Raw genomic sequence first — 20,489 nt, 5'->3', positions numbered from 1 at the left:
ACATGAGTCAGGAGAGTCCGGTGTCAGACGTCCGTGTGACCATCCAACGCGATTCCGAGCGGGAAGAACGCGTGGTGACCACGGGCACTACGGCCGCCGACCTCTTCCAGGGCGAGCGCAGCATCGTCGCGGCGCGGGTGGCCGGAGAGCTCAAGGACCTCGCGTACGAGGTCGCCGACGGCGAGACCGTCGAGCCCGTGGAGATCACCTCCGAGGACGGCCTGAACATCCTGCGGCACTCCACCGCGCACGTGATGGCGCAGGCCGTGCAGGAGCTGTTCCCGGAGGCCAAGCTCGGCATCGGCCCGCCCATCAAGGACGGCTTCTACTACGACTTCGACGTCGAGACCCCGTTCACCCCCGAGGACCTCAAGCGCATCGAGAAGAAGATGCAGGAGATCCAGAAGCGGGGCCAGCGCTTCGCGCGCCGGGTCACCACCGACGAGGACGCCCGCGAGGAGCTGGCGGCCGAGCCGTACAAGCTCGAGCTGATCGGCCTCAAGGGCAAGGCGGGCGAGGCCGCCGAGGGCGCGGACGCGGAGGTGGGCAGCGGCGAGCTGACCATCTACGACAACCTCGACGCCAAGACCGGCGAGCTGTGCTGGAAGGACCTCTGCCGCGGTCCGCACCTGCCCACCACCCGGAACATCCCGGCGTTCAAGCTGATGCGCTCCGCCGCCGCCTACTGGCGCGGCAGCGAGAAGAACAAGCAGCTCCAGCGGATCTACGGCACCGCCTGGCCGACCAAGGACGAGCTGAAGGCGTACCTGGAGTTCCTCGCCGAGGCCGAGAAGCGCGACCACCGCAAGCTGGGCGCCGAGCTGGACCTGTTCTCCTTCCCGGACGAGCTGGGCCCCGGCCTCGCGGTCTTCCACCCCAAGGGCGGCGTGATCCGCAAGGTCATGGAGGACTACTCCCGCCGGCGGCACGAGGCCGCGGGCTACGAGTTCGTGAACACCCCGCACATCTCGAAGGAGCACCTCTTCGAGACCTCGGGGCACCTCCCGCACTACGCGGAGGGCATGTTCCCGCCCATCGAGTTCGACGGGCAGAACTACCGCCTCAAGGCGATGAACTGCCCGATGCACAACCTGATCTTCAAGTCGCGTGGCCGGTCCTACCGTGAACTGCCGCTGCGCCTCTTCGAGTTCGGCACCGTGTACCGGTACGAGAAGTCGGGCGTCGTGCACGGCCTGACCCGCTCGCGCGGCTTCACCCAGGACGACTCGCACATCTACTGCACCAAGGAGCAGATGCCGGAGGAGCTGGACACGCTCCTCACCTTCGTGCTGGACCTGCTGCGCGACTACGGCCTGACCGAGTTCGAGCTGGAGCTGTCCACCCGCGACCCCGAGTCGGACAAGTTCATCGGCTCGGACGAGGACTGGGAGGAGGCCACCGAGGCGCTGCGCCAGGCGGCCGAGAAGCAGGGCCTCCCGCTGGTCCCGGACCCGGGCGGCGCCGCGTACTACGGCCCGAAGATCTCCGTGCAGGCCAAGGACGCCATCGGCCGGTCCTGGCAGATGTCGACCCTGCAGGTGGACTTCAACCAGCCCAAGCGGTTCGGCCTGGAGTACACCGCGGCGGACGGCTCCAAGCAGCAGCCCGTCATGCTGCACCGGGCGCTGTTCGGCTCCATCGAGCGGTTCTTCGGTGTGCTGCTGGAGCACTACGCCGGTGCGTTCCCGGTCTGGCTGGCGCCCGTCCAGGCGACCGGCATCCCGATCGGCGACGCGCACGTGCCGTACCTGGAGGACTTCGCGGCCGAGGCCCGCAAGCAGGGTCTGCGCATCGAGGTGGACTCCTCCTCGGACCGGATGCAGAAGAAGATCCGCAACGCGCAGAAGTCCAAGGTCCCGTACATGATCATCGCGGGTGACGAGGACATGGAGAACGGCGCGGTGTCCTTCCGCTACCGCGACGGCTCGCAGGAGAACGGCATCCCGAAGGCCGAGGCCATCGCCAAGATCCTCAAGGCGGTCGAGGACCGGGCCCAGGTCTGACCCGCACCGCTGCCGACGGCCCCCGGAGCGCGCCCCGCGCCCTCCGGGGGCCGTTTCCGTCCCCGGACCCGGCGGCGCCATGCCGACGGGTGAAGTCATATGCTGCTCATCATGACGACTGAGCCGGAGCAGCAGATCGGAGTCGGGACCCAGGACGCCTTCCAGCGCCTCTGGACGCCGCACCGGATGGCCTACATCCAGGGTGAGAACAAGCCGAGCGGCCCGGGGGCCGACGACGGCTGTCCGTTCTGCACGATCCCGTCGAAGTCGGACGAGGACGGTCTGATCGTCGCCCGCGGCGAGCACGTCTACGCGGTGCTCAACCTCTACCCGTACAACGGCGGCCACCTGATGGTCGTGCCCTACCGCCACGTCGCGGACTACACCGAGCTGGACGAGCCCGAGACGGTGGAGCTGGCGAAGCTGACGAAGCAGGCCATGGCGGCGCTGCGCGCGGCGTCCGGCGCGCACGGCTTCAACATCGGCATGAACCAGGGCTCGGTCGCGGGCGCCGGCATCGCGGCGCACCTGCACCAGCACGTCGTACCGCGCTGGGGCGGCGACACCAACTTCATGCCCGTCGTGGGGCACACCAAGGTGCTGCCGCAGCTGCTGGCCGACACCCGGGCGATGCTGGCGGACGCCTGGCCGTCGGTCTGACGCGGCGCCGGTCATGCGAGCGGCCCCGGTACGGACGTCCGTACCGGGGCCGCTCGCATGCCGTGCGTGCCGCCGCGCTCACGCGTCGTAGGCGTCCGCCTTCCGCGGCGTCGGGTCCTGCACCGCGCCGCTGAGGACCAGCGAGCGGTTGTCGAAGCGGGTGATGTCCACGCCGTTCTCCTGGAGCACGCTGAGCGCCGCCGAGTGCACCACGCGCAGCACGGGCGTGGCGGCGCGCAGCGCGTCGTCCGCCATGAAGCGGTGCCGCCAGGGCTTGTCGGCCCAGACGTGCCGCAGGCCGAACGGCTCGGGGAGGACGAGCTTGCCGCCGAGGAAGTCCAGGACCGGCGGGAACCAGGTCAGCGGGGCCCGCGCGGCGAGCCGGACGACCTCGTCGGTGTCGATGAGCGGGAGGGTGGAGGTCTTGGTCTCCCAGAACTTCACCGTCTTGTTGACCGTGACGGTCTTGGGGCTGGGCTTGCTGGTGAAGAGGCCGTTGACCGGGCCGAGGGCGTGCCCGGTGACCTCGATGCGCAGCGTCTCGTGCAGCACGGTGACGGTGATCATCAGGGTCAGGACGAGCTGGCCGTCCCAGAGGACGAACTGCACGCCCAGGTAGTGGCGGTTGCCGGCGCCGAACTGCTGCTCGTTGCAGATCCGCTCTATCTCGTGCGGGCGGATCTGGTACGCGTCGGTGTCGGTGCCCTCGGGGCGGGCGACCTCGCCCGCGCCCTCGGCGACGGGCACGACGATCCAGTGGCGTACGGAGGGGGGCTGGCCGAAGCCGCCGGTGTGCAGCGGGCTGCGCTCCAGCAGGCGGAGCCGGTCGTGGATGACGCGGATGACGTCCCAGCTGCGGAAGGGGTGGATCTCGGTGCCTTCCTCGGCGGGGCGCAGCTCCTCGGCGAGCTGCCAGCTGCCCCAGCGGGTGCCCATGCCGAGTATGCCCTTGGGGCCGGCGTAGAAGACGACGTTGCTGTTCTGCTCGGCGCTGAGCTTGGCGAGGTTCTGGCGGAGCTGTTCGGCGGCGGTCTGGGTGGGGTCCTGCGGCACCGCCTCGGGGATCTTGGCGCCGATGCCGCCGCCCTCCAGCAGGCCCTTCCACGCCTCGCGCAGGTCAACGGCGGTCTGCTCGCAGATCCGCTTGGCCCACCACCAGCCGATGACGGGGGCGATGAGCATCAGCCGTACGTAGATCATCCAGAAGCTGTCGAAGGGCAGCTTGATCAGGAAGATCAGGAGGACGCCGCCGAGCGCGACGAGCAGCACCGTGCCGAGTGCGCTCTTCCCCTTGCTGGTGGCCTTGTCCAGGATGCGCTTGAGCTGGAAGAGGCCGAGCCAGAGGAGCACGCCGGGCAGGAAGAGCAGGCCGAAGACGACCATCAGGATGGTCAGCTTGGTGTCCCGCTCCTTGCGGATGCGGCTGGCGGCGAGGCAGTGCTCGACGACGGTCTGCGGCTCGATGCCGAAGGACTGGATCAGTGCCTTGCGGCCGCCGCCGAGCATGCGGACCTGTACGGCGCGCGAGAACGCCTCGCCGAGGTTCGGCTCGAACAGGGAGAGCTTGGGTTTCTTGATCTCGGAGGTGGCGGTGTCGGAGTCGGCCTTGGAGATGTCCGAGAGCGGACTGTCCCGGTAGGCGGCCGAGGCCAGTGCCTGGGTCGCCGCCGTCTGGCCGGCGCCGCCCGCGATCGGGACCTGCGCCCCCGGACTGAAATCGAAGCCGTCCATCGTCGTCACAAGGCCCCCTCGCCGCCGTCTGCCCCTGCCGTGGGCGTGCTTCCGGAGGACGCCCTTAGGCGCCCTTCCCACCGGCCGCCCCCGGCACACCTGCTGAGCTGGACCTCAGCGTACAGCCGGCGTGCTGCCCAAGGGAGTTGAGCGAGCCCCTGAGCAGCACGCCGGCCCTCTGTCCGCCTCCGGAAGGCGGACTATCCGCCGTTCTCGGACTTCTCCCGCTCCTCCCGGATCCGCGCGGCCAGCTGCGGCGGCATCGGCTCGTGCCGGGCGTAGCGGCGCTGGAAGCGGCCGGTGCCGTGCGAGAGTGACCGGAGATCGACGGCGTAGCGGCCGATTTCGATCTCCGGGACCTCGGCGCGCACCAGGGTCCGGCCGGCGCCGGACTGCTCGGTGCCCACGACGCGGCCGCGCCGTCCCGAGAGGTCGCTCATCACCGGGCCCACGTAGTCGTCGGCGACCAGGACGGTGAGTTCGGCGACCGGCTCCAGCAGGTCGATGCGGGCGTCGGCGGCGGCCTCCCGCAGCGCCAGCGCGCCCGCCGTCTGGAACGCGGCGTCGGAGGAGTCCACGGAGTGCGCCTTGCCGTCCAGCAGCGTCACCCGGACGTCGACGAGCGGGTACCCGGCCGCGACGCCGCGCGCCGCCTGGGCCCGTACGCCCTTCTCCACGGACGGGATGAACTGCCGGGGCACCGCGCCGCCCACGACCTTGTCGACGAACTCGATGCCGCTGCCGCCCGGCAGCGGCTCCACCTCGATCTCGCAGATCGCGTACTGGCCGTGGCCGCCCGACTGCTTGACGTGCCGGCCCCGCCCGGCGGCCTTGGCGCCGAACGTCTCCCGCAACGAGACCTTGTGCGGTACGGCGTCGACCTGCACCCCGTACCGGGACCGCAGCCGCTCCAGCGCCACGTCGACATGGGCCTCGCCCAGGCACCACAGGACGACCTGGTGGGTGTCCTGGTTCTGCTCCAGGCGCATCGTGGGGTCCTCGGCGACGAGCCGGGCCAGCCCCTGGGAGAGCTTGTCCTCGTCCGCCTTGCTGTGCGCCTGGATGGCGACCGGCAGCAGCGGGTCGGGCATGTCCCAGGGCGCCATCAGCAGCGGCTCCTCCTTGGCGGAGAGGGTGTCGCCGGTCTCGGCCCTGGACAGCTTCGCCACGCACGCCAGGTCCCCGGCGACGGCCTTGGCGACCGGCCGCTGCTGCTTGCCGAAGGGCGCGGAGAGGGCACCGACGCGCTCGTCGACGTCGTGGTCCTCGTGGCCGCGGTCGGCCAGACCGTGCCCGGAGACGTGCACGGTCCGGTCCGGGTACAGGGTGCCGGAGAAGACCCGGACGAGGGAGAGCCGGCCGACGTACGGGTCGGACGAGGTCTTGACGACCTCGGCGACCAGCGGCCCCTCGGGGTCGCAGGTGAGGGGCGGCCGGGGCTTGCCCTCGGGCGTGGTGACGGCGGGCGCCTCCCGCTCGGCCGGGGTGGGGAAGCCCCGGGTGATCAGCTCCAGCAGCTCGACGGTGCCCAGTCCCTCCTTGCTGCCCTCGGCGGCGGGCGCGGCGGCCAGCACGGGGTGGAAGGTGCCGCGGGCCACGGCGGTCTCCAGGTCGCCGATGAGGGTCTTGATGTCGATGTCCTCGCCGCCGAGGTAGCGGTCCATCAGGGACTCGTCCTCGCTCTCGGCGATGATCCCCTCGATCAGCCGGTTCCTGGCCTCCTGGATCAGCGGCAGCTCGTCCGGCTCGGGGTCGCGTTCCTTGCGGCTGCCGGTGGAGTAGTCGTACACCCGCTGGGTGAGCAGCCCGATCAGGCCGTGCACGGGGGAGTGGCCGTCGGCGCCGGCCTCGCCGTACAGCGGGAGGTACAGCGGCAGCACGGCGTCCGGGTCCTCGCCGCCCAGCATCGTGCCGCAGGTCCCGGTCATGCTCTCGAAGTCGGCGCGGGCCGCCTCCAGGTGCGTGATCACTATGGCGCGGGGCATCCCGACCGCCGCGCACTCGTCCCAGACCATGCGGGTGGCGCCGTCCACGCCGTCCGCCGCCGAGACGACGAAGAGGGCCGCGTCCGCTGCCCGCAGACCGGCCCTCAGCTCCCCGACGAAGTCGGCGTATCCGGGAGTGTCCAACAGATTGATTTTGATGCCGTCCCATTCGACAGGGACCAGGGAGAGCTGTACCGAGCGTTGCTGCCGGTGCTCGATCTCGTCGTAGTCGGAGAGGCAGCCGCCGTCCTCCACCCGGCCCGCCCTGTTGACCGCGCCCGACGCCAGCGCGAGGGCCTCCACCAGGGTCGTCTTCCCCGATCCGCTGTGGCCGACCAGCACCACGTTCCGTACGGAGGAGGGGTGGTCGACCGCTGCTGCCCTGCCGGCGGCTCCTGGATGTGTGCTCGTCTTGTCGCCCATGTGTCTCGCCTCCAGGTCGACACTCTGCGGTGCTCCGAGCTTTCCACCGAGGTCATGGTGCGTCCATACATCGCACAAGGGACGATAAGGGATCTTGGGGGTGTCCGCGGACCAGCCCGTACAAGCCCGAACGGGTGGTCCGCGCATCTCTGTGCGGCCGCCAACTCCCGCCGTCCGCCGTGCTCATGGCCGTCCGCGCGGAAGCGGACGGCTGCGCCGGGCGGGTGGCGGAGGAGACGCCGGCGGACCGGCGGGTCGCGCGCGAGCCGTGGTGCGTTCGCAAAGCGCCGAGGACGCCTGGCTACGATGGGCCAGCCGGTGGCCCCTTGACCGCGCGGCCCGCACACAACCTCCGGGAAGGCCATGCTGAACAAGTACGCGCGTGCGTTCTTCACGCGTGTTCTCACGCCGTTCGCCGCCCTGCTCATCCGTCTCGGCATCAGCCCCGACGTGGTCACCGTCCTGGGCACCGCCGGCGTCGTCGCCGGAGCGCTGGTCTTCTACCCGCTCGGCGAGTTCTTCTGGGGCACCGTCGTCATCACCCTGTTCGTCTTCTCGGACCTGGTCGACGGCAACATGGCACGGCAGCTGGGCCGCTCCAGCCGCTGGGGCGCCTTCCTGGACTCCACCCTGGACCGGGTCGCCGACGCCGCCATCTTCGGCGGCCTCGCCCTCTGGTACGCGGGCCGCGGCGACGACCTGCTGCTCACCGCCGTGACGATCTTCTGCCTCGCCTCCGGCCAGGTCGTCTCGTACACCAAGGCGCGCGGCGAGAGCATCGGCCTGCCGGTCAACGTCAACGGCCTCGTCGAACGCGCCGAGCGGCTGGTCATCTCGCTCGTCGCCTGCGGCTTCTCCGGGCTGCACAAGTTCGGCGTGCCCTGGATCCAGCACCTGCTGCCGATCGCCCTGTGGATCGTGGCCGTCGGCAGCGCGGTCACCCTCGGCCAGCGGGTGGTCACCGTACGCCGGGAGTCCGCCGAGGCGGACACCATGGGGGGAGAGGGCGCGTGAAACTCGACATCGGCCGGCTGACCGGGCCCGGCGGGCCCCTCGACACCGGAAAACTGACCGACGCGCTGTACGGACTGGGCTGGGCCACGGTCAAGAAACTGCCCGAACCGGTCGCCGTCCGCCTCGGCGAGCGCATCGCCGACACCGTCTGGAAGAAGCGCGGCAAGGGCGTCCGGCGCCTGGAGGCCAACCTCGCACGGGTGGTCCCCGACGCCTCGCCGCAGACCCTCGCCCGGCTCTCCCGGGCCGGCATGCGCTCGTACATGCGGTACTGGATGGAGTCCTTCCGGCTGCCGGCCTGGAGCCTGGACAAGGTCCGCGACAGCGTCGACGTCCAGGACGTCCACCACCTCACCGACGCCCTGGACAGCGACCGCGGCGTCATCCTCGCCCTGCCCCACATGGGCAACTACGACCTCGCCGGCGTCTGGGTCACCCGCGCCCTCGGCGTGCCCTTCACCACCGTCGCCGAGCGCCTGAAGCCCGAATCCCTCTACGACCGGTTCGTCGCCTACCGCGAGAGCCTCGGCATGGAGGTACTGCCGCACACCGGCGGCGCCGCCTTCGGCATACTCGCCCGCCGGCTCCGCGCCGGCGGCCTCATCTGCCTGGTCGCCGACCGCGACCTGTCCGCCTCCGGCCTGGAGGTGAAGTTCTTCGGCGAGGCCGCCAAGATGCCCGCTGGACCGGCCATGCTCGCGCTGCAGACCGGCGCCGTGCTGCTGCCGGTCACTTTGTGGTACGACGGTACGCCCGTCATGCGGGCCCGTGTGCACCCCGGTATCGAGGTACCCGAGACCGGCACGCGCACCGAGAAGGCCGCCGCGATGACCCAGGCCCTGGCCGACGCCTTCGCCTCGGGCATCGCCGAGCACCCGGAGGACTGGCACATGCTGCAGCGCCTGTGGCTCGCCGACCTGGACCCGCGCGGCACGGACGCCGGCGGCGCCGGCGGGACGGAGGCGCCGTGAGGATCGGCATCGTCTGCCCCTACTCCTGGGACGTCCCCGGCGGCGTGCAGTTCCACATCCGGGACCTCGCCGAGCACCTGATCCGGCTCGGCCACGAAGTCTCCGTACTCGCCCCGGCCGACGACGACACCCCGCTGCCGCCGTACGTCGTCTCCGCCGGACGTGCCGTCCCCGTCCCGTACAACGGTTCCGTCGCGCGGCTCAACTTCGGCTTCCTCTCCGCAGCCCGCGTACGCCGCTGGCTCCACGACGGCGCCTTCGAGGTCATCCACATCCACGAACCGGCCTCGCCCTCGCTCGGCCTGCTCGCCTGCTGGGCCGCGCAGGGCCCCATCGTGGCGACCTTCCACACCTCCAACCCGCGCTCCCGCGCCATGATCGCCGCGTACCCCATCCTCCAGCCCGCGCTGGAGAAGATCAGCGCCCGCATCGCGGTCAGCGAGTACGCCCGCCGCACCCTCGTCGAACACCTCGGCGGCGACGCGGTCGTCATCCCCAACGGCGTCGACGTCGACTTCTTCGCCCGCGCCGAACCGAAGAAGGAGTGGCAGGGCCGCACGATCGGCTTCATAGGCCGCATCGACGAGCCCCGCAAGGGCCTCCCGGTCCTCATGAAGGCCCTCCCCGAGATCCTCGCCCAGGTCCCCGACGCGCGCCTCCTCGTCGCCGGCCGCGGCGACGAGAAGGAAGCCGTCGCCGACCTCCCCGAGGAGCTCCGCTCCCGCGTCGAGTTCCTCGGCATGGTCAGCGACGAGGACAAGGCGCGCCTCCTCCGCAGCGTGGACCTGTACGTCGCGCCCAACACCGGCGGCGAATCCTTCGGCATCATCCTCGTCGAGGCGATGTCCGCAGCGGCCCCGGTCCTCGCCTCCGACCTCGACGCGTTCGCGCAGGTCCTGGACCAGGGGGAGCGGGGGAGCTGTTCGCCAACGAAGACGCGGGGGCGCTCGCCGCTGCGGCCGTACGGCTCCTGCGCGACCCCGCGCGGCTCGCGGAACTCCGGGAGCGCGGCGCCCGCCACGTGCGGCGCTTCGACTGGTCGACCGTCGGGGCCGACATCCTCGCCGTCTACGAGACGGTCACCGACGGCGCGGCTTCCGTCGACACGGACGAAAAGATCGGGCTCAGGGCCCGGTGGGGACTGGCCCGAGACTGAACGGAGGCCCGGCCCCGCACCCTCAAGCCCCGCGCAGCGGCATCCGCCCGCCGCAGGTGAAACGCCGCCGCACCCGGCACCGTACGGAGAAGCCCCCGCGGCAGCGAACCGCGCCGCACCCGGCAACGAAGACGCAAACCGCCGACGGAGGCGCACCCCGCCGACGGAGGCCGCACCCCGCCGACCGAGGCGCACCCGGCCCGTCCAGGCCGGGCCGAGCGGCCCGGTAACGTGACGCCCCGTGACCACCTTCATCTGGATCCTCGCGGCGCTGATCGTCATCGGCGTGTACCTCAGCTGGACGGCCGGCAGGCTGGACCGGCTGCACGCGCGGATCGACGCCGCCCGCGCCGCGCTGGACGCGCAACTGCTCCGGCGCGCGTCCGTCGCGCAGGAGCTCGGGACGTCCGGGATCCTCGACCCCGCCGCCTCGATCGTGCTGTACCAGGCCGCGCACGAGGCACGGCAGGCCGAGGAGGACCAGCGGGAGGTCGCCGAGAGCGCGCTCAGCCAGGCATTGCGCGCCGTCTTCGACGAGACCGAGCAGGCCGACGCCGTACGGCAGGCCCCCGGCGGCGAGCAGACGCTCGCCGAGCTGAGCGCGGCGGTGCGCCGGGTCCCGATGGCGCGCCGGTTCCACAACGACGCCGTACGCGCGGCCCGCGCCGTGCGCCGGCACCGCGTCGTACGCTGGTTCCGCCTCGCCGGCCACGCGCCGTTCCCGCTGGCCTTCGAGATGGACGACGAGGCCCCGGCGGGCCTGGCGGAGCGCACGGCGGCCTGAGCCGGCGGGCCGGCGGGAAGCCCGTGGCCGGGGCTCAGGGGGCCACCAGGAGCCACCGCCCTGCAATTGGCCCTTTTCACGTGCCGTACACAAACGGTTCTCTAGGTGCAGTAGCACAACCACCCGCATTTAGTGAGGTCAATCGTGTCCAGCACGCCCACCACGCCCCAGACCCCGGAGACCGGAACCGCCCGCGTCAAGCGCGGCATGGCCGAGCAGCTCAAGGGCGGCGTGATCATGGACGTCGTCACGCCGGAAGAGGCGAAGATCGCCGAGGACGCGGGTGCGGTGGCCGTCATGGCGCTGGAACGCGTGCCGGCCGACATCCGCAAGGACGGCGGCGTGGCCCGCATGTCCGACCCCGACATGATCGACGGCATCATCAACGCCGTCTCCATCCCGGTCATGGCCAAGTCCCGCATCGGCCACTTCGTCGAGGCCCAGGTCCTCCAGTCCCTCGGCGTCGACTACATCGACGAGTCCGAGGTCCTCACCCCCGCCGACGAGGTCAACCACTCCGACAAGTGGGCCTTCACCACCCCCTTCGTCTGCGGCGCCACCAACCTCGGCGAGGCCCTGCGCCGCATCGCCGAGGGCGCGGCCATGATCCGCTCCAAGGGCGAGGCCGGCACCGGCAACGTCGTCGAGGCCGTCCGCCACCTCCGCCAGATCAAGGGCGAGATCGCCAAGCTGCGCGGCTGCGACAACAACGAGCTGTACGCCGCCGCCAAGGAGCTCCGCGCCCCGTTCGAGCTGGTCAAGGAGGTCGCCGAGCTCGGCAAGCTGCCGGTCGTCCTCTTCTCCGCGGGCGGTGTCGCCACCCCGGCCGACGCCGCGCTGATGCGTCAGCTCGGCGCCGAGGGCGTCTTCGTCGGCTCCGGCATCTTCAAGTCCGGCGACCCGGCCAAGCGCGCCGCCGCCATCGTGAAGGCCACCACCTTCTACGACGACCCGAAGGTCATCGCGGACGCCTCCCGCAACCTCGGCGAGGCCATGGTCGGCATCAACTGCGACACCCTCCCCGAGGCGGAGCGCTACGCCAACCGCGGCTGGTGACCGGACTGCCGGTGAGTACGTACACGAGCGAGCGAAGCGAGGCCGGTGCATGAGTGACCGCACCCCCACCATCGGCGTGCTGGCGCTCCAGGGCGACGTTCGCGAGCACCTCACGGCGCTCGCGACCGCCGACGCCCTGGCGCGCCCGGTGCGCCGCGCCGAGGAACTGGACGACATCGACGGTCTGGTCATCCCCGGCGGCGAGTCCACGACCATGTCCAAGCTGGCGGGCGTCTTCGGCATGCTGGAGCCGCTGCGCGCCTTCATCCGCGCGGGCAAGCCGGTGTACGGCACCTGCGCCGGCATGATCATGGTCGCGGAGAAGATCCTGGACGGCCGGGACGACCAGGAGACCTTCGGCGGCGTCGACATGATCGTGCGCCGTAACGCCTTCGGGCGGCAGAACGAGTCCTTCGAGGCGGCGGTCGACGTCGCCGGGATCGACGGCGGACCGGTCGAGGGCGTCTTCATCCGCGCGCCCTGGGTCGAGTCGGTCGGCGCCGAGGTCGAGGTACTGGCCGAGCACGGCGGCCACACGGTGGCCGTCCGGCAGGGTAACGTCCTCGCCACGTCCTTCCATCCGGAGCTCACCGGCGACCACCGGGTCCACGCGTTCTTCGTGGACATGGTGCGTCACGCGGCGTGACGCGGTCTGGGTAGGATCTAGGGCGTTCGTTTTCAGAAATTGGTTACGCGAAGGAGACAGGCGGATGTCCGGCCACTCTAAATGGGCTACGACGAAGCACAAGAAGGCCGTGATCGATGCCAAGCGCGGCAAGCTCTTCGCGAAGCTGATCAAGAACATCGAGGTCGCGGCGCGGATGGGCGGCGCGGACATCGACGGCAACCCGACGCTGTACGACGCCATCCAGAAGGCGAAGAAGCAGTCGGTCCCGAACAAGAACATCGACTCCGCGGTCAAGCGCGGTGCCGGCCTCGAGGCCGGTGGCGCCGACTACGAGACGATCATGTACGAGGGTTACGGCCCGAACGGTGTCGCGGTGCTCATCGAGTGCCTCACCGACAACCGCAACCGTGCCGCCTCGGACGTGCGCGTCGCCATGACCCGCAACGGCGGCTCCATGGCCGACCCGGGTTCGGTGTCGTACCTGTTCAACCGCAAGGGCGTCGTCATCGTCCCCAAGGGCGAGCTCTCCGAGGACGACGTGCTCGGCGCGGTGCTGGACGCGGGTGCCGAGGAGGTCAACGACCTCGGTGAGACCTTCGAGGTGCTGAGCGAGGCCACCGACCTGGTCGCGGTGCGTACCGCGCTCCAGGAGGCCGGCATCGACTACGACTCGGCCGACACCAACTTCGTCCCGACCATGCAGGTCGAGCTGGACGAGGAAGGCGCGAAGAAGATCTTCAAGCTGATCGACGCGCTGGAGGACAGCGACGACGTCCAGAACGTCTTCGCCAACTTCGACGTCTCGGACGAGGTCATGGCCAAGGTGGACGCGTAAGCGCCCACGACGGCCGACACGGCTGACGGCTGTTACGGCGGGCCGGCAGGGGAGCACACCCTGCCGGCCCGCCGCCGTTGCACGGGGAGCGGGGCCGGCGGAGCGGAGTGCCGCGCCGGCGGACCGGCCGGCGCCGTTCCGCCCGTGCGCCCCGGTGGCGCGGCCGCGGGCCGGGAACACGCCCGGGGGGCGGGGCGGCCGGGGTGTGCTGTCAGTGCCACCCGATACTGTGCTGAGCAGGGGATCTCCGCTCCCCCGTGGTGGGGGTGGAGGGCCGAAACGGTACGGCGGCGGCTGCCGGCAGCGCGGCGCGAGGGGAGGGGAACACCCGTGAAGGTGCTCGGTGTGGACCCGGGGCTGACGCGCTGCGGTGTCGGCGTGGTCGAGGGCGTGGCCGGGCGGCCGCTGACGATGGCGGGCGTCGGGGTGGTCCGCACCCCCGCCGACGCCGACATCGCGGACCGGCTCGTCCTCATCGAGCGCGGCATCGACGCCTGGCTCGACGAGCACCGGCCCGAGTACGTCGCCGTCGAGCGCGTCTTCAGTCAGCACAACGTCCGTACGGTCATGGGGACGGCGCAGGCCAGTGCCGTCGCCATGCTGTGCGCGGCGCGCCGCGGACTGCCCGTCGCGCTGCACACGCCCAGTGAGGTCAAGGCCGCCGTCACCGGCTCGGGCCGGGCCGACAAGGCGCAGGTCGGCGCGATGGTGACCCGGCTGCTGAGGCTCTCGGCGCCCCCGAAGCCCGCCGACGCGGCCGACGCGCTCGCGCTGGCCATCTGCCACATCTGGCGCGCACCCGCCGTCAACCGCCTCCAGCAGGCCCAGGCGCAGGCCCGCAGCACGGCCCGGCGCACCCCGCCCGCCGCACGCCCCGCCAGAACACCCCGCGCCACCGCCCCGGAGGGCACCGCCGGCCGCGCCTCGGGAAGCAGCCGCACCCCCGCGCCCGAGCGCCCCGCCGAAGCGCCGCGCACCTCCGCCTCCGGGCGCCCCGACGAAGCGGCGCGCGCCCCCGTTGCCGGGCGTGCCGACGCCGCGTCCCGCACGACCGCTCCCGTACGCTCCACCACTCGTATCCCGAAGGGCATGTCATGATCGCCTTCGTCTCCGGGCCGGTCGCGGCCCTCGCCCCCGACGCCGCCGTCGTCGAGGTCGGCGGCATCGGCATGGCCGTCCAGTGCACCCCCGGCACCCTGTCCGGGCTGCGCATAGGAGAGCGGACGAAGCTCGCCACCTCCCTCGTCGTACGGGAGGACAGCCTCACGCTGTACGGCTTCGCGGACGACGACGAGCGGCAGACGTTCGAGCTGCTGCAGACGGCGAGCGGCGTCGGGCCCCGGCTGGCCCAGGCGATGCTCGCGGTGCACTCCCCGGACGCGCTGCGCCGCGCCGTCTCCACCGGCGACGAGAAGGCGCTCACGGCCGTGCCCGGCATCGGCAAGAAGGGCGCGCAGAAGCTGCTGCTGGAGCTGAAGGACCGGCTCGGCGAGCCGGTCGGCAGCGCCGGGCCCGCGGTCGGCAGCCCGGTCACGGCCGGCTGGCGGGACCAGCTGCACGCCGCGCTGATCGGCCTCGGGTACGCCACCCGCGAGGCCGACGAGGCGGTGGGCGCGGTCGCCCCGCAGGCCGAGGCGGCCGTCGCGGACGGCGGTACGCCGCAGGTCTCGCAGCTCCTGAAGGCGGCGCTGCAGTCGCTGAACCGGGCCCGCTGACCGGGCGCCGGCCCGGGTACCCCTACGATCCGGCACTCCACCCACCGACGACGCGAGGCAGTACGCAGTGAACTGGGACGACAGCACCGACACCGCCGACGGACAGGATTCCGGCCTGCCGCCGGGCGGCGCCGACCGGCTGGTCGGCGCCGACGCCGACGGCGAGGACACCGCCGTCGAGGCCGCGCTGCGCCCGAAGGACCTGCAGGAGTTCGTCGGCCAGGAGCGGGTGCGCGAGCAGCTCGACCTGGTGCTGCGGGCGGCCAGGGCACGCGGCGCCACCGCCGACCACGTCCTGCTCTCCGGCGCCCCCGGCCTCGGCAAGACCACCCTGTCGATGATCATCGCGGCGGAGATGGGCGCCCCGATCCGGATCACCTCGGGCCCCGCCATCCAGCACGCCGGCGACCTGGCGGCCATCCTCTCCTCCCTCCAGGAGGGCGAGGTGCTCTTCCTCGACGAGATCCACCGGATGTCGCGGCCCGCCGAGGAGATGCTCTACATGGCGATGGAGGACTTCCGCGTCGACGTGATCGTGGGGAAGGGGCCGGGGGCCACCGCCATTCCGCTGGAGCTGCCGCCGTTCACGCTGGTCGGGGCCACGACGCGGGCCGGTCTGCTGCCGCCGCCGCTGCGCGACCGCTTCGGCTTCACCGGGCACATGGAGTTCTACGCGCCGCACGAGCTGGAGCGCGTCATCCACCGCTCGGCGGGACTGCTGGATGTCGACATAGAGGCAGAGGGAGCCGCCGAGATCGCCGGCCGGTCGCGCGGTACGCCCCGCATCGCCAACCGTCTGCTGCGCCGCGTACGGGACTACGCCCAGGTCAAGGCGGACGGGCTGATCACCCGCGAGATCGCGGCGCAGGCGCTGGACGTGTACGAGGTCGACGGGCGCGGCCTGGACCGGCTGGACCGCGCGGTGCTCACGGCGCTGCTGAAGCTCTTCGGCGGCGGGCCGGTGGGGCTGTCGACCCTGGCGGTCGCGGTGGGGGAGGAGCGTGAGACGGTCGAGGAGGTCGCCGAGCCGTTCCTCGTCCGCGAGGGCCTGCTCGCGCGGACGCCCCGCGGCCGCATCGGGACGCCCGCCGCGTGGACCCACATGGGGCTGGTGCCGCCGCAGCAGACAGCGGGCGGAAACGGACAGCAGGGGCTGTTCGGGACGTGACGGCGCGGGGACTCGCCGGGCCAGGAACTGCGGTGCGATGCTGGGCGTTGTTCCACTGAGGCGGACTCGCTTAGACTCCGCCGATGCCGTCCGTACGGTCCGGCATCCCACCCCCGTATACCAGGCCGCGGCTCCGCGGTCGTGCGAAGGAAATTCCGTCCCGTGAATATCGTGACTCTCCTCCCGTTCATCGTGCTCATCGGGGCCATGTTCCTGATGACCCGGTCCGCCAAGAAGAAGCAGCAGGCGGCCGCCCAGATGCGGAACGAAATGCAGCCCGGTACCGGCGTCCGCACGATCGGAGGCATGTACGCCACCGTCAAGGAGATCCACGACGAGACGGTCCTCCTCGAGGTGGCCCCCGGCGTGCACGCGCTGTACGCGAAGAACGCCGTCGGCGCCGTGCTGGCCGACGACGAGTACAACCGCATCATCGACGGCGCCGAGAACGGCACCGTCGTCCCGGACGACCTGTCCTCCCTGACCGGCGCCTCGGCCGTCAACGCCGCCGAGGGCGACACCACCGGCAAGGGTGACGCCGCCGAGAAGATCGACCTGGGCAAGGAAGGCTCCGCCGAGAAGGCCCCCGAGGCCAAGGCCGAGGAGCCGAAGGCCGGCACCGCCGCCGACGCCGACGCCAAGGAAGCCGTGGCCAAGGATGCCGACGCCGAGGACGCCAAGGCCGAGGACGCCAAGAAGGACGGCGGCGCCGACGCGAAGTAGGCCCGCCTCTCAGGGAACCGCGGTGCGCCCGAGGGCGGTGCGCCGCGGTTCCCGGACCGTCTAGGCTCCGGCGGGGGCACGTCCCCACAAGACTTCGTGGCCGTCCGGCACTGACCTGATTCGGGCGGTTGGACAGGGAGATACGAGAAGGTGGCAGCACCGAACAAGGGCCGAAGGTCGCCGGCGGCCCAGGGCAGGCCGGGGCGCGCCCTGGTCCTGATCCTGGTCGTCATCGCGGCACTGGCCGGGGGGATGCTCTACTCCGGCACGATGGCGCCGCGGCTGGGCATCGACCTCGCGGGCGGCACGAGCTTCACGCTGGCGGCGCAGAACCAGCCGGGCAAGCCCAACGCGATCAACGAGACCAACATGAAGACGGCCGCGGGGATCATCGAGCGCCGGGTCAACGGTCTCGGTGTCTCCGAGGCCGAGGTCCAGACGCAGGGCACCAACCACATCATCGTGAACATCCCCAAGGGGACGAACGCGAAGCAGGCCCGCCAGCAGGTCGGTACCACCGCCCAGCTCGGCTTCCGTACGGTGCTGACCGCCGCGGCCGGTACGAAGACGCCCTCGCAGGGCGCCTCCGAGCCCCCCAAGGCCGGCAACGGCGACAAGAAGAAGGACGGCGCGGCGACGCCCACTCCGACCGGCAGGCCCACCACCCAGGGCCGTGCCGTCGGTGACGCGCTGAAGAAGGACGACGCCCCCTCGGGCTCGGCCACGCCGACCGCCAAGACGCCGAGCATGCCGCCGGCCCAGCAGCAGCCGCAGGGCGCCGGCATCCCGGCCGCGCTGCAGAAGAAGCTCGCCGCGCTGGACTGCTCCACCAAGGAGAGCCGCTCGGCCGCCGCCGAGCAGGCCGCCCGCGCCAAGCCCAGCGACCCGGTCGTGGCCTGCGAGGACGACGGAAAGACGAAGTACGCGCTCGGGCCCGTGAAGGTCGAGGGCACGGACGTCGACGACGCCAAGGCCACCTTCGACCAGCAGGGCGGCCAGGGCTGGCTCGTCCAGATGAACTTCACCTCCGCCGGCGGCAAGAAGTTCGCCGACGTGACCGGTGACATCGCGAGCAAGGCCCCGCCGCAGAACCAGTTCGCGATCACCCTGGACGGCGAGGTCGTCTCGGCCCCGCGGGTGAGCAGCGCGATCGCGGGCGGCAACGCCCAGATCACCGGTGGCTTCACCCAGCAGTCCGCCGAGGACCTGGCGAACATGCTGTCCTACGGTGCGCTGCCGCTCTCCTTCAAGATCGCGGACGAGACCACCGTCACCGCGGCCCTCGGCGGCGAGCAGCTGACCGCGGGCCTCATCGCCGGTGCCATCGGCCTCGCGCTGGTCGTCATCTACCTCGTCGCCTACTACCGCGGCCTGTCGCTGGTGGCGCTGGCCAGCCTGGTGGTCTCGGCGGCCCTGACGTACGCGCTGATGACGCTGCTCGGCCCGGCCATCGGCTTCGCGCTGAACCTCCCGGCCGTCTGCGGTGCGATCGTCGCGATCGGTATCACGGCCGACTCGTTCATCGTGTACTTCGAACGCATCCGGGACGAGATCCGCGAGGGCCGTACGCTCCGGCCGTCCGTCGAGCGGGCCTGGCCGCGCGCCCGGCGCACGATCCTGGTCTCGGACTTCGTGTCGTTCCTGGCCGCCGCCGTGCTCTTCATCGTGACGGTCGGCAAGGTCCAGGGCTTCGCGTTCACGCTCGGCCTGACGACCCTGCTGGACGTCGTGGTGGTCTTCTTCTTCACCAAGCCGCTGATGACGCTGCTGGCGAAGCGGAAGTTCTTCCACTCCGGGCACCCCTGGTCGGGTCTGGATCCCACGCGCCTCGGCGCGAAGCCGCCGCTGCGCCGCGGCCGGCGGACCTCCGCCCCCATCGAGACGAAGGAGGCGTGAGATGTCCAAGCTCGGCAACATCGGCGCCCGGCTGTACCGCGGCGAGGTCGGCTACGACTTCATCGGCAAGCGCAAGATCTGGTACGGCATCTCGATCCTGATCACGATCACCGCGATCGTGGGCCTCGCGGTGCGCGGCCTGAACATGGGCATCGAGTTCTCCGGCGGCGCGGTCTTCACCACCCCGAAGACCTCCGTCTCCGCCTCCCAGGCCCAGCACCACGCCGAGACCGCCTCCGGCGGCCACCAGGCGATGGTCCAGAAGCTGGGCAACGGCGGCCTGCGCATCCAGATCAGTGAGCTGGACACCAAGGAGGCCGTGCCGGTCCAGGAGGAGCTGGCCAAGGACCTGAACGTCCCGGTCAAGGACGTCAACACCCAGCTCGTCGGGCCCAGCTGGGGTGAGGAGATCGCCAACAAGGCCTGGCTGGGCCTGGGGATCTTCATGGTCCTCGTGGTGCTCTACCTCGCCATCGCCTTCGAGTGGCGGATGGCGCTGGCGGCCCTGATCGCGCTGATCCACGACCTCACGATCACGGTCGGCGTGTACGCGCTGGTCGGCTTCGAGGTCACGCCGGGTACGGTCATCGGCCTGCTGACCATCCTCGGTTACTCGCTCTACGACACGGTCGTGGTCTTCGACAGCCTCAAGGAGGCGTCGCGGGGCATCACCAAGCAGTCCCGCTACACCTACGGCGAGATCGCCAACCGCTCCATCAATTCCACGCTGGTGCGGTCGATCAACACCACGGTCGTGGCGCTGCTCCCGGTGGCGGGCCTGCTCTTCGTGGGCGGCGGCTTCCTGGGCGCGGGCATGCTGAACGACATCTCGCTCGCCCTGTTCGTGGGCCTCGCGGCCGGTGCGTACAGCTCGATCTTCATCGCCACCCCGCTGGTCTCCGACCTCAAGGAGCGCGAGCCGCAGATGAAGGCGCTGGCCCGGCGGGTGCGCGCCAAGCGGTCCGCCGCGGCGGCCAAGGCCGAATCCGGCGCCGAGGCGCCCGAGGGCGCGGCGGACGACGGCGACGAGCCGCAGGACGGCGCCCCGGCGGCGGCCGGCAGCTCGGCGGCCGGTCCGCGCAGCCAGCCCGCTTCCCGCGGCCGCGGCCGCGGCCGTCCGTCGGGGAAGCGCCGATGAGCGCCCCCGCGGAGCTGCGTGAGCTCCTGCTGAGCAGGATCGCCGATGTGCCGGACTACCCGCAGGCGGGCGTCGTCTTCAAGGACATCACCCCGCTGCTGGCCGATCCGGCCGCCTTCGGGCGGCTGACCGACGCGCTGGCGGAGGTCTGCGCCCGGTTCGGCGCGACGAAGATCGTGGCGCTGGAGGCGCGCGGCTTCATCCTCGCGGCGCCGGTCGCGGTGAAGGCGGGCGTCGGCTTCGTGCCTGTGCGCAAGGCCGGCAAGCTGCCCGGGGCGACCCTCGGCCAGAGTTACGCGCTGGAGTACGGCCACGCCACGATCGAGATCCAGGCCGATGCGCTGGCTCCCGGCGACCGGGTGCTGGTGATCGACGACGTGCTGGCCACGGGCGGTACGGCCGAGGCGTCGCTGACCCTGATCCGGCGCTCCGGCGCCACGGTCGCGGGCGTCGCCGTCCTGCTGGAGCTGGGCTTCCTGGACGGCCGCGAGCGGCTGGCGGCCGGTCTGGACGGGGCTCCGCTGGAGGCGCTGATCACGGTCTGAGGCCACGGCGGGGAGCGCCGGCGAGGCGGCCGCGGGCCGCGTACGGCGCTCGAAAGCC

At 71.6% G+C, this 20,489-nt stretch carries 16 protein-coding genes and 2 pseudogenes; 16 read left to right on the top strand and 2 right to left on the bottom strand.

The genetic code is table 11. From position 1 onward, the window contains the following. Positions 1-20: 20 nt before the first annotated feature. Positions 21-2,003: a threonine--tRNA ligase gene (gene thrS / locus C3486_RS25815; RefSeq protein ID WP_103835162.1), complete on the top strand. Its 1,983-nt coding sequence runs from the start codon at positions 21-23 to the stop codon at positions 2,001-2,003. A 99-nt stretch (positions 2,004-2,102) separates the two neighbouring features. Continuing rightward, on the top strand, positions 2,103-2,663 hold the full coding sequence (locus C3486_RS25810; protein ID WP_103835161.1) for an HIT domain-containing protein: 561 nt from the start codon (positions 2,103-2,105) through the stop codon (positions 2,661-2,663). Between the two features lie 78 nt (positions 2,664-2,741). Here C3486_RS25810 and C3486_RS25805 read toward each other — a convergent pair whose 3' ends face one another. Together C3486_RS25805 and C3486_RS25800 are read right to left on the bottom strand one after the other, a co-directional pair. Continuing rightward, positions 2,742-4,394, bottom strand: a complete 1,653-nt coding sequence (locus C3486_RS25805) for a hypothetical protein (protein ID WP_103835182.1) — start codon at positions 4,392-4,394, stop codon at positions 2,742-2,744. Between the two features lie 200 nt (positions 4,395-4,594). Next, on the bottom strand, positions 4,595-6,802 hold the full coding sequence (locus C3486_RS25800; protein WP_103835160.1) for an elongation factor G-like protein EF-G2: 2,208 nt from the start codon (positions 6,800-6,802) through the stop codon (positions 4,595-4,597). A 363-nt stretch (positions 6,803-7,165) separates the two neighbouring features. Here C3486_RS25800 and pgsA point away from each other — a divergent pair, with 363 nt between their 5' ends. From pgsA to C3486_RS25730, 14 genes and pseudogenes are all read left to right on the top strand, one after another. After that, the gene (gene pgsA / locus C3486_RS25795) at positions 7,166-7,816 is read left to right on the top strand and encodes a phosphatidylinositol phosphate synthase (RefSeq protein WP_103835159.1); all 651 of its coding nucleotides are present in this window, start codon (positions 7,166-7,168) and stop codon (positions 7,814-7,816) included. Then, on the top strand, positions 7,813-8,787 hold the full coding sequence (locus C3486_RS25790; RefSeq protein WP_258052990.1) for a phosphatidylinositol mannoside acyltransferase: 975 nt from the start codon (positions 7,813-7,815) through the stop codon (positions 8,785-8,787). Before pgsA ends, C3486_RS25790 begins: the two co-directional genes overlap by 4 nt. Continuing rightward, a pseudogene (locus tag C3486_RS25785) lies at positions 8,784-9,943 on the top strand (glycosyltransferase family 4 protein). Before C3486_RS25790 ends, C3486_RS25785 begins: the two are co-directional and overlap by 4 nt. Positions 9,944-10,184: 241 nt before the next feature. Further along, positions 10,185-10,727 (top strand): hypothetical protein, encoded by a 543-nt coding sequence (locus tag C3486_RS25780; protein ID WP_103835158.1) that lies wholly within the window; start codon positions 10,185-10,187, stop codon positions 10,725-10,727. 144 nt (positions 10,728-10,871) lie between these two features. Then, positions 10,872-11,783, top strand: a complete 912-nt coding sequence (pdxS, locus tag C3486_RS25775; RefSeq protein WP_103835157.1) for a pyridoxal 5'-phosphate synthase lyase subunit PdxS — start codon at positions 10,872-10,874, stop codon at positions 11,781-11,783. 49 nt (positions 11,784-11,832) lie between these two features. Continuing rightward, a complete protein-coding gene (pdxT, locus tag C3486_RS25770; RefSeq protein WP_103835156.1) occupies positions 11,833-12,429 on the top strand; it encodes a pyridoxal 5'-phosphate synthase glutaminase subunit PdxT in 597 nt (198 codons plus the stop codon). 64 nt (positions 12,430-12,493) lie between these two features. Next, positions 12,494-13,246: a YebC/PmpR family DNA-binding transcriptional regulator gene (locus C3486_RS25765; protein ID WP_103835155.1), complete on the top strand. Its 753-nt coding sequence runs from the start codon at positions 12,494-12,496 to the stop codon at positions 13,244-13,246. A gap of 330 nt (positions 13,247-13,576) precedes the next feature. Continuing rightward, positions 13,577-14,143 (top strand): annotated as a pseudogene (ruvC, locus tag C3486_RS25760) (crossover junction endodeoxyribonuclease RuvC); the annotation flags it as partial. Between the two features lie 197 nt (positions 14,144-14,340). Further along, complete coding sequence (ruvA, locus tag C3486_RS25755) at positions 14,341-14,961, top strand: Holliday junction branch migration protein RuvA (protein WP_103835153.1); 621 nt, start codon at positions 14,341-14,343, stop codon at positions 14,959-14,961. 67 nt (positions 14,962-15,028) lie between these two features. Then, positions 15,029-16,129 (top strand): Holliday junction branch migration DNA helicase RuvB, encoded by a 1,101-nt coding sequence (gene ruvB / locus C3486_RS25750; protein ID WP_374936916.1) that lies wholly within the window; start codon positions 15,029-15,031, stop codon positions 16,127-16,129. 162 nt (positions 16,130-16,291) lie between these two features. Then, positions 16,292-16,852, top strand: a complete 561-nt coding sequence (gene yajC, locus C3486_RS25745) for a preprotein translocase subunit YajC (protein WP_103835152.1) — start codon at positions 16,292-16,294, stop codon at positions 16,850-16,852. Positions 16,853-17,002: 150 nt separating this feature from the next. Next, positions 17,003-18,748, top strand: coding sequence for a protein translocase subunit SecD (secD, locus tag C3486_RS25740; RefSeq protein WP_103835151.1), 1,746 nt, complete (start codon positions 17,003-17,005; stop codon positions 18,746-18,748). A gap of 1 nt (position 18,749) precedes the next feature. Next, positions 18,750-19,886, top strand: coding sequence for a protein translocase subunit SecF (gene secF, locus C3486_RS25735; RefSeq protein WP_103835150.1), 1,137 nt, complete (start codon positions 18,750-18,752; stop codon positions 19,884-19,886). Beyond that, positions 19,883-20,431 carry an adenine phosphoribosyltransferase gene (locus C3486_RS25730; protein ID WP_103835149.1) on the top strand — a complete coding sequence of 183 codons (549 nt, stop codon included), beginning with the start codon at positions 19,883-19,885 and terminating at the stop codon, positions 20,429-20,431. The genes secF and C3486_RS25730 overlap by 4 nt, the downstream gene beginning before the upstream one ends. Positions 20,432-20,489 lie beyond the last annotated feature (58 nt).

The organism is Streptomyces sp. Ru73, from assembly GCF_002920575.1.
Classification (GTDB): Bacteria; Actinomycetota; Actinomycetes; order Streptomycetales; family Streptomycetaceae; genus Streptomyces.
The sequence above is the reverse complement of the archived record's forward strand: the minus strand, read 5'-3'. Positions and strand labels throughout refer to the sequence as shown.